This window comes from Streptomyces sp. NPDC046915, assembly GCF_040644935.1.
Lineage (GTDB): Bacteria > Actinomycetota > Actinomycetes > Streptomycetales > Streptomycetaceae > Streptomyces.
Genome location: NZ_JBEYXB010000021.1, coordinates 156,459 through 166,877, shown reverse-complemented (window position 1 = coordinate 166,877; position 10,419 = coordinate 156,459). Strand labels below are relative to the sequence as shown.

Below are 10,419 nucleotides of genomic sequence, written 5' to 3'. Positions count from 1 at the left end.
GTACTTGGGCTTGTGCCCGGTGCGGCGAGTGGGGGCACCTCCCACGCCCTTGAGGCAGTGGGGGAGCGTGCCGGGCGTCGCGACGGGGCGAACGTTGCCTGTCGCGGCACTAGCACCGCGCACGGCCGAGGGCACCCACCGCGTGCGGGTGCCCTCGTTCGTCGGCTCAGGGCCGGTTCACATCCTGACGCCCGCCATCGCCCGGCACATCTCCGCGCAGCGGCGACACGCCTCCGCGCAGCGCATCATCTGCTGGTCGTCCGGCATGGACATACACGCCTCGGCGCACATGTCGCAGGCCTTGGCGCACATGGCGCACATCTCCGGGGACATGGGCGAACGCCGCATCATCATGTCGGCGCACATGCGGGTCATCTCCGAGCAGTCCATGAGCGCGCGCATGATCTGCATCTGGGCCTGGCCGCCCATGTGCATGCAGGAGCTCATGGTCTGCTCGCACATGGTGTGCGCCGTCATGCAGGCGTCGACGCAGTCCTGCATCTCCTTGCTCATCGCTCCCATGGCGGGCTGGGTTCCGGGTGCGGTCATGGCTCCTCCTCGGAGGCAGGGGTGCCCAGGGAGTGGGCTCCGTGTGCTTCCGTCCTACGCCCGACCCGCGGGTACTGCCATTCCTGCTACGGCTTTCTGCCGACGCCGCCGAAGTGGGTGACCGCGACGGGCTCCGGGCCCTCCTCGGGGCGCCAGCGGGAGCAGGAGACGATGCCCGGTTCGAGGACCTCCACCCGGTCGAAGAGGCGGACCAGGTCGGCGCGGCCGCGCAGGGTCATGGAGGCCGAGCCCTGGCTGTTCCAGTACTCCACCGCCTGGGTCATCGCCTCGCCGTCCACCTCGGTGGTGGGGTGGGAGATCACCAGGTGGCTGCCGGAGGGTACGGCGTCCAGGAGCCGGTGGACGATGGAGACCGCCTCGTCCGTGTCCATGACGAAGTTCAGGATGCCCAGCATGGTGATCGCGACCGGCCGGTCGAAGTCCAGCGTCCGGGCCGCCCCCCGCAGGATCTTCTCCGGGTCGTGCACGTCCGCCTCGATGTAGTCGGTGGCCCCCTCGGGCGTGCTGGTCAGCAGCGCGTGGGCGTGGGTCAGGACGAGGGGGTCGTTGTCGACGTACACGATCCGGGCCGCCGGGTCGACCCGCTGGGCGACCTCGTGGGTGTTGTCGGCGGTCGGCAGGCCCGTGCCGATGTCCAGGAACTGCCGTATCCCCGCCTGACCGGCCAGGTGCCGCACCGCCCGCGCGAGGAAGGCCCGGTCGGCCACGGCCGAACGGGGCAGGGCCGGCACGAAGCCGAGGATCTGCTCCCCGACCTCCTCGTCCACCGGGTAGTGGTCCTTGCCGCCCAGCCAGTAGTTCCAGATGCGGGCCGAGTGGGACACGTCGGTCCGCAGCCGGGTCATGCGCGCGACGCCTTCGTCACCGGCGGCTTGGATTTCGGGCATGCCGGATATTTCTGACATGACAGCTTGGTCTCCTTCGGGCGATCACCGACACGATGCGCACCAAAATAGACAGAAGGCGCCCCTCGGGACGCCTTCTTTCGAAACCTCACACTCGGCAACTACGCGACCACTAGGGCAGGTTGCGGGCCATCACGATCCGCTGGACCTGGTTCGTGCCCTCGTATATCTGCGTGATCTTCGCGTCGCGCATCATCCGCTCCACCGGGTAGTCACGGGTGTAGCCGTAACCGCCCAGCAGCTGGACCGCGTCCGTGGTGACCTCCATCGCGACGTCGGAGGCGAAGCACTTCGCCGCCGCGCCCTGGAAGGTGAGGTCGCTGTCGCCGCGCTCGGAGGCGGCCGCGGCCTGGTAGGTGAGGGCGCGGGCGGCGGCGATCTTCATGGCCATGTCGGCGAGCATGAACTGGATGCCCTGGAACTCGGCGATCGGCTTGCCGAACTGCTTGCGCTCCTGGACGTAGCCCTTGGCGTAGTCGAGGGCACCCTGGGCGACACCGAGGGCCTGGGCGGCGATGGTGATGCGGGTGTGGTCCAGGGTCTTCATGGCGGTCGCGAAGCCCGTGCCCTCCTCGCCGATCATGCGGTCGGCGGGGATGCGGACGTTGTCGAAGTAGACCTCGCGGGTCGGGGAGCCCTTGATGCCGAGCTTCTTCTCCGGCGCGCCGAAGGAGACGCCCTCGTCGGACTTCTCCACGACGAAGGCCGAGATGCCCTTCGAGCGCTGCGAGGGGTCGGTCACGGCCATCACCGTGTAGTACTCCGACACACCCGCGTTGGTGATCCAGCGCTTCACGCCGTTGAGGATCCAGTGGTCGCCGTCGCGGACCGCCTTGGTCTTCATGCCGGCCGCGTCGGAGCCGGCCTCCGGCTCGGAGAGGCAGTACGAGAACATCCCGTCGCCCTTGGCCAGGGGCGAGAGGTACTTCTTCTTCAGGTCCTCGGAGCCGGAGAGGATCACGGGCAGGGAGCCCAGCTTGTTCACGGCAGGGATCAGGGAGGAGGACACGCAGGCCCGCGCCACCTCCTCGATCACGATCACCGTGGCGAGCGCGTCGGCGCCCGAGCCGCCGTACTCCTCGGGGACGTGCACGGCGTGCAGGTCACTGGCCACGAGGGCGTCGAGCGCCTCCTGCGGGAAGCGGGCGTCCTCGTCCACCGCCGCGGCGTACGGCGCGATCTTCGCCTCGACCAGCGAGCGGACGGCGTCACGGAGCATGTCGTGCTCCTCGGACGGGCGGTACAGGTCGAAGTCAGCCGATCCGGCCAAGGTCTCTCACGCTCCAACGCTAATTACCGTTAAGTAACACAAAGTTTAGGGGTCCACCAGCGGCCCGCATACGTGAGCTTGGCGACAGCGGGAAGTTGCCCACTCAAGCGCCCGCCGAAGCCCCGTGGCAAGCCTTGGCTATGCTCGGGCCCGCACCTGACGCGTACCCCCTGGAGCACCCATGAGCCTCAAGATCACCGTGATCGGCACCGGCTATCTCGGCGCCACGCACGCCGCGGCCATGGCTGAGCTCGGTTTCGAGGTGCTGGGCCTGGACGTCGTACCGGAGAAGATCGCCAAGCTGGAGCGCGGCGAGACCCCGATGTACGAGCCGGGGCTCGAGGAGTTGCTGAGGAAGCATGTCGCGGGAATCGAGGGTTCCTCGGGCCGGCTGCGGTTCACCCAGGACTGGGCGGAGGTCGGCGCGTTCGGCGACGTCCACTTCCTGTGCGTGAACACCCCGCAGCGGCACGGGGAGTACGCGGCCGACATGTCGTACGTGAACGCGGCCCTCGCCTCCCTCGCCCCGCACCTGACCGGTCCCGCGCTCGTCGTCGGCAAGTCCACCGTGCCCGTCGGCTCCGCCGACCGCCTCGCCGCCTACCTGGCCGAACACGCGCCGGCCGGCGCGGACGCCGAGCTGGCCTGGAACCCGGAGTTCCTGAGGGAGGGCTTCGCCGTCGAGGACACGCTGCACCCCGACCGGATCGTCGTCGGTGTGCGCAGCGAGCGGGCGGAGAAGCTGCTGCGCGAGGTGTACTCCACCCCGGTCGCCGAGGGCACGCCGTTCGTGGTCACCGACTTCCCGACGGCGGAGCTGGTGAAGACCGCCGCGAACTCCTTCCTGGCGACCAAGATCTCCTTCATCAACGCCATGGCGGAGGTGTGCGAGGCCGCGGGCGGTGACGTCACCAGGCTGGCGGAGGCCATCGGGTACGACGACCGGATCGGGAAGAAGTTCCTGCGCGCCGGCATCGGCTTCGGCGGGGGCTGCCTCCCGAAGGACATCCGGGCCTTCATGGCGCGCGCCGGTGAGCTGGGCGTCGACCAGGCGCTGACCTTCCTGCGCGAGATCGACTCCATCAACATGCGCCGTCGCGGCCAGATGGTCGAGCTGACCCGGGAGATCCTCGGCGGGGGCTCCTTCCTGGGCCGGCGGGTCGCGGTGCTCGGCGCCACCTTCAAGCCCGACTCGGACGACGTCCGGGACTCCCCCGCGCTGAACGTGGCGGGCCAGATCCATCTCCAGGGCGGCCAGGTCACCGTGTACGACCCGAAGGGCATGGAGAACGCCCGCCGGGTCTTCCCGACGCTCGGCTACGCCGACTCCGCGCTGGAGGCGGTCCGGGGTGCCGATGTCGTCCTGCACCTCACCGAGTGGCGGGAGTTCCGGGAGCTGGACCCGGCCGCGCTGGGCGAGGTCACCACGGGCCGGGTGATCCTCGACGGCCGCAACACCCTCGACCCGCAGCTGTGGCGGCGGGCCGGCTGGACCTACCGCGCGATGGGACGTCCGACCGCCTGAACGAAGACGGACGCGGACAGGTGACGCCGGTTCGGCCGAGGCTCAGTCGGCCGAACCGGCGTCTTCACGCATTCTGCACCACCGGGCCGCCGTGCGGCCTCGGAACCACCTGTGGGTCACCGGGATTTACGCCTCCTTGGCCCGGTGACGGCGCATCTTCGCGCCCGCCCCGCACAGCCGCATCGAGCACCAGCGGCCCCGTCCGGCCGGGCTGCCGTAGTACGCCCAGTGGCAGGTGCCTGCCTCGCAGGCCTTGAGCCGGGTCCAGGCGCCGGCCACCAGCGCCTCGGCGACGGCGGCCGCGACACGGGAGAGGAGCGGGGCCGCGTCGGCGCCCGACCCGATGTATGCCGAGGAGGAAGTCATGGCTCTCGCCGAGCCGGGAACCGCCGTCCTGGACTGCCCCGCCCCCCGTGCGCTCGCCGGTTTCTACGCGGAGGTACTCGGCGGCACCGTCGAGGACCTGGACGCGGCGGAGGGAGGCGTCCTGGCGCTCGGTGCCCGGCCGCTGGACACGGACGACCGCTCGCGCACCTTCCGGGTTTACGCGGACCCGGCCGGGCACCCGTTCTGCCTCTGCGCCCGCTGACACAGGGAGGGCTCATGCCTGGCGTCGCACGTTTCCGTTCCGTCGTGATCGACTGTCCCGACCCCCAGGCGCTCGCCGCCTTCTACTCGCAGCTCGTGGGCGGCACCGTGCACACCGACGAGGGAGACGACGAGGCCGACTGGCTCGTCCTGGACGTCCCGGGCGGGCCCCGGCTCGCCTTCCAGCGGGCGGACGACTACACGCCGCCGGAGTGGCCGCGGGGCGACCGGAACGCGCAGCAGTTCCACATCGACCTCGACGCCGGTTCCACATGGGAGGAGATCGACGCGGCCCACGAGAAGGTGCTGGCGCTGGGCGCGCGTCCACTGGACCTGGAGGACCGCGAGAAGAAGGACTTCCAGGTGTACGCCGACCCGGCCGGGCACCCGTTCTGCCTGTGCCGGATCGAGCACGCCTGAGGGGCCCCCTAGCCGTCGAGCTCCTCGATGGTCGCGTTGGACGGTTCCCGGGTCTCCTGGAGGTGGCGGGCCACGTCTTCCGCGGCGCCCAGTACCCGTACCGCGTTCTTCCAGGTCAGCTTGGCCAGGTCGGACGTCGACCAGCCGCGGTCCAGGAGCTCGGCGATGAGGTTCGGGTAGCCGGAGACGTCGTTCAGGCCGTCCGGGGTGAAGGCGGTGCCGTCGTAGTCGCCGCCGATGCCGAGGTGGTCGATGCCGGCGACCTCGCGCATGTGGTCGAGGTGGTCGGCCACCGTGGCCGCCGTGGCGATCGGACGCGGGGTGCGCTCCTCGAAGGCGCGGTGCACCTTCATCGCCTCGGCGGTGGTGTCGAGGTGGTGGAAGCCGTGGGCGCGCATGTTGTCGTCGGCCGCGGCCGTCCAGTCCACGGCCGCCTGGAGCACGAACTTGGGCACGAACGTCGCCATCGCCAGACCGCCGTTCGCGGGCAGCCGCTCGAGGACGTCGTCCGGGATGTTGCGCGGGTGCTCGCACACGGCCCGCGAGGAGGAGTGCGAGAAGATCACCGGCGCGGACGAGGTGTCCAGCGCGTCGCGCATCGTCGTCGGCGCCACGTGGGAGAGGTCGACCAGCATGCCGAGCCGGTTCATCTCCCGCACGACCTCGCGGCCGAAGGCCGACAGGCCGCCGACGTTCGGCTCGTCCGTCGCGGAGTCGGCCCACGCCACGTTGTGGTTGTGGGTGAGGGTCATGTACCGGACGCCGAGCGCGTACAGACCGCGCAGGGTGCCGAGGGAGTCACCGATCGAGTGGCCGCCCTCCGCACCCATGAGGGAGGCGATACGGCCGTCCCGGCGCGCCGTCTCCATGTCGGCGGCGGTCAGCGCGGGGGCCAGGTCGGCCGGGTAGCGGGCCAGCAGCTGCCGTACGCAGTCGATCTGTTCCAGCGTCGCCGGGACCGGGTCGGGCAGGTCGGAGCGGACGAACACCGACCAGTACTGCGCGCCGACGCCGCCCTCGCGCAGCCGCGGGATGTCGGTGTGCAGATGGGCGTTCTGGTGCCGGCCGATGTCACGGGCGCCGAGGTCGTAGCGGACCTGCTCGCGCAGCGCCCAGGGCAGGTCGTTGTGCCCGTCGACGACCGGGAACTCCCTCAGCAGCTCCCGGGCCGCCGCCACGGACACAGAACTCACCGCGGTCACTTCCCGAAACCGAAGCCGTCGGCGGCGCCCTCGACCTTCGAGCGCAGGCGCTTGCCCTTCTCGGTGGCCTGGTCGTTCAGGTCCTGCTGGAAGTCGCGCATCCGCGCCAGCAGTTCCTCGTCGTGCGAGGCGAGGATGCGGGCGGCGAGCAGACCGGCGTTGCGGGCCCCGGCGACGGAGACGGTGGCGACCGGGACACCGGCCGGCATCTGCACGATGGACAGCAGGGAGTCCATGCCGTCGAGGTACTTCAGCGGCACGGGCACGCCGATGACCGGCAGCGGGGTGACCGAGGCCAGCATGCCGGGCAGGTGGGCGGCGCCGCCCGCGCCCGCGATGATCACCTTCAGCCCGCGGTCGGCGGCCTGCTCGCCGTACGTGATCATCTCGCGGGGCATGCGGTGCGCCGAGACGACGTCGACCTCGTACGCGATCTCGAACTCGTCCAGGGCCTTGGCGGCGGCCTCCATGACGGGCCAGTCGGAGTCCGACCCCATGACGATGCCAACAACAGGGCTCATTCGGTGATCGTGCCTCTCAGGTAACCGGCAGCGTGACGTGCGCGCGCCAGGACGTCGTCCAGATCGTCGCCGTAGGTGTTGACGTGGCCCACCTTGCGGCCGGGCTTCACGTCCTTGCCGTACATGTGGATCTTCAGCTTGGGGTCGCGGGCCATGCAGTGCAGGTACGCGGAGTACATGTCCGGGTAGTCCCCGCCGAGGACGTTGACCATCACGGTCCACTTCGCGCGCGGGCGCGGGTCGCCGAGGGGGAGGTCCAGTACGGCCCGTACGTGGTTGGCGAACTGGCTGGTGATCGCGCCGTCCTGGGTCCAGTGGCCCGAGTTGTGCGGGCGCATCGCCAGCTCGTTGACGAGGATGCGGCCGTCACGGGTCTGGAACAGCTCGACGGCGAGGTGACCGACGACGCCGAGCTCCTTGGCGATGGTCAGGGCCATCCGCTCGGCGTCCAGCGCGAGGTCCTCGTCGAGGTCGGGGGCGGGCGCGATCACGGTGTCGCAGACCCCGTTCACCTGCCGCGACTCCACCACCGGGTAGGCCACGGCCTGGCCGTGCGGGGAGCGTACGACGTTGGCGGCCAGCTCGCGGACGTAGTCGACCTTCTCCTCGGCGAGGACCGGGACGCCGGCGCGGAAGGGCTCGGCGGCCTCCTCGGCGGATTCGACCACCCACACGCCCTTGCCGTCGTAGCCGCCGCGGACGGTCTTGAGGACCACCGGGAAGCCGTCGCCCTCGGCGGCGAAGGCGACCACGTCGTGCGGGTCGGTCACGATGCGGTGCCGTGGGCACGGGACACCGATCTCGGTGAGCTTCGCGCGCATCACGCCCTTGTCCTGGGCGTGCACGAGCGCGTCGGGACCCGGGCGCACGGGGATGCCGTCCGCTTCGAGGGCCCTGAGGTGCTCGGTGGGTACGTGTTCGTGATCGAAGGTGATCACGTCGCAGCCCCGTGCGAAGGCGCGCAGCGTCGCCAGGTCGCGATAGTCGCCGACGACGACATCGTTCACGACCTGTGCCGCGGAATCCTGAGGGGTGTCACTGAGGAGCTTGAACCTGATGCCCAACGGGATGCCCGCTTCGTGTGTCATACGCGCGAGCTGGCCCCCGCCGACCATGCCGACTACCGGGAACGTCACGCCCCTAGGGTATCGGCCGCGCCGGGGCGGCCGGATTCTGCCTCTCTTACCCGGTACTTTCCGGGTTCTTTCCGACCTCGGAGCCCGTCCGCAGGAAACCTCGCGGGGGGCCGGATAGCATGGCGGGGTTGGTCCAAACCTACGGACAGGAGCCTGCACGACCATGGAACGTGGTTCCTCGGGGCTGCACCGGCTCGTACGCGAGGTCGCCAAATTCGGCGCCGTCGGCGGCGTCGGCATCCTTGTCAATCTCGGCGTGTTCAACCTGGTACGGCACCTCACCGGCCTCCAGGTCGTCCGGGCGAGCGTCATCGCCACGGTCGTGGCGATCGCCTTCAACTACGTCGGCTTCCGCTACTTCGCCTACCGCGACCGCGACAAGAGCGGCCGGACCAGGGAACTGACCCTGTTCCTGCTGTTCAGCGCGGTGGGTCTGGTGATCGAGAACGGCGTTCTGTACCTGGCCACGTACGGCTTCGGCTGGGACAGCCCGCTCCAGAGCAATGTCTTCAAGTTCGTCGGCATCGGGGTCGCGACCCTCTTCCGCTTCTGGTCCTACCGCAGCTGGGTCTTCAAGGCCCTCCCGGCCCGCGAGGCCGTGGCCGGCGCGGAATCGATCGTCGTCGCGGAATCGAAGAAGCCCCGCCCCACCCAGCGGGTCCCGTAGCTCTTCGCTTCCCCTGGCAGACTGTCGGGCTGCCCTCCACCGACGGCTGGGTCTCCAGCAGCTCCAGACGGCCACAGCTCCACGGCCCCGCCGGGGTCCAGGGGAGCAGCCCCTGGCGGGGTCGAAGGGGCGCAGCCCCTGGAGGACGGGAAGGGTAGGGGCGGCGCGGGCGAAAGCCCCAGGGCGGCCGACCGTTCGCCTCCGCCAGGTCGCGGGGCGCGGCCGGGCCGATTCCCGTCGAGTTCCGTCCTGACCGTGCGGATTCCATAAGCCACGGACCCGGATCCGGGCCCGGGGCCCAGCCCCGCCCTACCGGACCGTCGGGCTGTCCTCCGCCGGCTTCCGGGACGGCGGGGTCCGGGACAGGAACAGGCCGAAGACCGGGGGCTGGGCCTGGAGCAGCTCCAGGCGACCGCCGTCGGCCTCCGCGAGGTCGCGGGCCACGGCGAGGCCGATTCCGGTCGAGTTCCGTCCGCTGATCGTGCGCTCGAAGATGCGGGCGCCCAGGTCGGCCGGGACGCCGGGGCCCTCGTCGGTGACCTCCACGACGGCCTGGTTGCCGGTGACGCGGGTGCGCAGGGCGACCGTGCCGCCGCCGTGCATCAGGGAGTTCTCGATCAGCGCCGCCAGCATCTGGGCCACCGCCCCCGGGGTACCGACCGCCTGGAGGTGCCGCTTGCCCGAGCTGACGATCGCCCGGCCCACGCTGCGGTAGGCGGGGCGCCACTCGGCGAGCTGCTGCTGGATGACCTCGTCGAGGTCGAACGTGACGGCGGAGCCGGTGCGCGGGTCCCGGGAGTTCGTCAGCAGCCGCTGCACCACGTCCGTGAGGCGTTCCACCTGCGTCAGCGCGACGTTCGCCTCTTCCTTCACCTGGTCCGGGTCGTCGGTGAGGGTGATCTCCTCCAGCCGCATCGACAGCGCGGTCAGCGGCGTCCGCAGCTGGTGGGAGGCGTCGGCGGCGAGCCGGCGTTCGGCGGTGAGCATCCGGGCGATGCGCTCGGCGGAGGAGTCCAGCACATCGGCGACCCGGTCCAGCTCGGGAACCCCGTACCGCTTGTGCCGGGGGCGCGGGTCGCCGGAGCCGAGGCGTTCGGCGGTCTCCGCCAGGTCGGTCAGCGGGGACGCGAGCCGATTGGCCTGGCGCACGGCGAGCAGCACGGCGGCGACCACCGCGAGCAGCGCCACCAGCCCGATGATCAGCAGCGTGCGGCCGACCTCCCGGGTCACCGTCGAGCGGGGCTCCTGGACGGTGACCGTCTCCCCCTCCTCGCCGTTCTCGGTCGAGTGGATCACGTCGCCCTGCGGCCTGGTACCGACCTCGATCGGCGGGTGGCCGGGCATCCGGATGACCGCGTACTGGTCCTTGGTGACCTGCTTGCGCAGGAGCTCGGCGGTGACGTCCTGCGCGCCGAGGATCCGGCTGTCCACGATGCTGGCCAGCCGGACCGCCTCCGAGTCCACGCGTTCCTGGGCGCTGTTACTGATCGTCCGGGTCTCGACGATGACGAGCGACACACCGAAGACGGCGATCACGACCAGGACGACGGCAAGGGTGGACTGAATGAGACGACGACGCACAGGGCCCTCCGGGCGGTGGCTCTAGAACAGCCCC

At 70.6% G+C, this 10,419-nt stretch carries 11 protein-coding genes and 1 pseudogene; 4 read left to right on the top strand and 8 right to left on the bottom strand.

What is annotated here, in order from left to right:
• Positions 1-177: 177 nt before the first annotated feature.
• From ABZ915_RS39130 to ABZ915_RS39120, 3 genes are all read right to left on the bottom strand, one after another.
• On the bottom strand, positions 178-549 hold the full coding sequence (locus ABZ915_RS39130; RefSeq protein WP_361813370.1) for a four-helix bundle copper-binding protein: 372 nt from the start codon (positions 547-549) through the stop codon (positions 178-180).
• An 86-nt stretch (positions 550-635) separates the two neighbouring features.
• Positions 636-1,457, bottom strand: a complete 822-nt coding sequence (locus tag ABZ915_RS39125) for an SAM-dependent methyltransferase (RefSeq protein ID WP_361813382.1) — start codon at positions 1,455-1,457, stop codon at positions 636-638.
• Positions 1,458-1,587: 130 nt separating this feature from the next.
• Entirely contained in the window at positions 1,588-2,745 is a 1,158-nt protein-coding gene (locus ABZ915_RS39120; protein ID WP_361813368.1) for an acyl-CoA dehydrogenase, read from the bottom strand.
• 181 nt (positions 2,746-2,926) lie between these two features.
• Between ABZ915_RS39120 and ABZ915_RS39115 the strand changes: the two genes are divergently transcribed.
• The gene (locus ABZ915_RS39115; protein WP_361813366.1) at positions 2,927-4,270 is read left to right on the top strand and encodes a UDP-glucose/GDP-mannose dehydrogenase family protein; all 1,344 of its coding nucleotides are present in this window, start codon (positions 2,927-2,929) and stop codon (positions 4,268-4,270) included.
• Between the two features lie 126 nt (positions 4,271-4,396).
• On the opposite strand, the pseudogene ABZ915_RS39110 reads toward ABZ915_RS39115, so the two are convergent.
• Positions 4,397-4,609 (bottom strand): annotated as a pseudogene (locus ABZ915_RS39110) (CGNR zinc finger domain-containing protein); the annotation flags it as partial.
• A gap of 25 nt (positions 4,610-4,634) precedes the next feature.
• Between ABZ915_RS39110 and ABZ915_RS39105 the strand changes: the two are divergent.
• Both ABZ915_RS39105 and ABZ915_RS39100 read left to right on the top strand, forming a co-directional pair.
• Positions 4,635-4,859 carry a VOC family protein gene (locus tag ABZ915_RS39105; RefSeq protein WP_361813364.1) on the top strand — a complete coding sequence of 75 codons (225 nt, stop codon included), beginning with the start codon at positions 4,635-4,637 and terminating at the stop codon, positions 4,857-4,859.
• Between the two features lie 14 nt (positions 4,860-4,873).
• On the top strand, positions 4,874-5,278 hold the full coding sequence (locus ABZ915_RS39100; protein ID WP_361813362.1) for a VOC family protein: 405 nt from the start codon (positions 4,874-4,876) through the stop codon (positions 5,276-5,278).
• Between the two features lie 8 nt (positions 5,279-5,286).
• On the opposite strand, the gene ABZ915_RS39095 is transcribed toward ABZ915_RS39100, so the two are convergent.
• From ABZ915_RS39095 to ABZ915_RS39085, 3 genes are read right to left on the bottom strand one after another with little or no spacing between them, the layout of a single operon-like run.
• Positions 5,287-6,480: a dipeptidase gene (locus tag ABZ915_RS39095; protein ID WP_361813360.1), complete on the bottom strand. Its 1,194-nt coding sequence runs from the start codon at positions 6,478-6,480 to the stop codon at positions 5,287-5,289.
• Positions 6,477-7,001 (bottom strand): 5-(carboxyamino)imidazole ribonucleotide mutase, encoded by a 525-nt coding sequence (gene purE / locus ABZ915_RS39090; RefSeq protein WP_361813358.1) that lies wholly within the window; start codon positions 6,999-7,001, stop codon positions 6,477-6,479. Before purE ends, ABZ915_RS39095 begins: the two co-directional genes overlap by 4 nt.
• The gene (locus ABZ915_RS39085) at positions 6,998-8,137 is read right to left on the bottom strand and encodes a 5-(carboxyamino)imidazole ribonucleotide synthase (RefSeq protein ID WP_361813356.1); all 1,140 of its coding nucleotides are present in this window, start codon (positions 8,135-8,137) and stop codon (positions 6,998-7,000) included. The genes purE and ABZ915_RS39085 overlap by 4 nt, the downstream gene beginning before the upstream one ends.
• 163 nt (positions 8,138-8,300) lie before the next feature.
• On the opposite strand from ABZ915_RS39085, the gene ABZ915_RS39080 reads away from it, so the two are divergent.
• Positions 8,301-8,804 (top strand): GtrA family protein, encoded by a 504-nt coding sequence (locus ABZ915_RS39080; RefSeq protein ID WP_361813354.1) that lies wholly within the window; start codon positions 8,301-8,303, stop codon positions 8,802-8,804.
• Between the two features lie 309 nt (positions 8,805-9,113).
• On the opposite strand, the gene ABZ915_RS39075 is transcribed toward ABZ915_RS39080, so the two are convergent.
• Positions 9,114-10,385, bottom strand: a complete 1,272-nt coding sequence (locus ABZ915_RS39075) for an ATP-binding protein (protein ID WP_361813352.1) — start codon at positions 10,383-10,385, stop codon at positions 9,114-9,116.
• Positions 10,386-10,419: the final 34 nt, after the last annotated feature.

Coding starts and splice junctions, on each gene's coding strand:
- ABZ915_RS39105 (WP_361813364.1), top strand. CDS start 4,635: ATGGCTCTCGCCGAGCCGGGAACCGCCGTCCTGGACTGCCCCGCCCCC.
- ABZ915_RS39115 (WP_361813366.1), top strand. CDS start 2,927: ATGAGCCTCAAGATCACCGTGATCGGCACCGGCTATCTCGGCGCCACG.
- purE (WP_361813358.1), bottom strand. CDS start 7,001: ATGAGCCCTGTTGTTGGCATCGTCATGGGGTCGGACTCCGACTGGCCC.
- ABZ915_RS39100 (WP_361813362.1), top strand. CDS start 4,874: ATGCCTGGCGTCGCACGTTTCCGTTCCGTCGTGATCGACTGTCCCGAC.
- ABZ915_RS39130 (WP_361813370.1), bottom strand. CDS start 549: ATGACCGCACCCGGAACCCAGCCCGCCATGGGAGCGATGAGCAAGGAG.
- ABZ915_RS39080 (WP_361813354.1), top strand. CDS start 8,301: ATGGAACGTGGTTCCTCGGGGCTGCACCGGCTCGTACGCGAGGTCGCC.
- ABZ915_RS39125 (WP_361813382.1), bottom strand. CDS start 1,457: ATGCCCGAAATCCAAGCCGCCGGTGACGAAGGCGTCGCGCGCATGACC.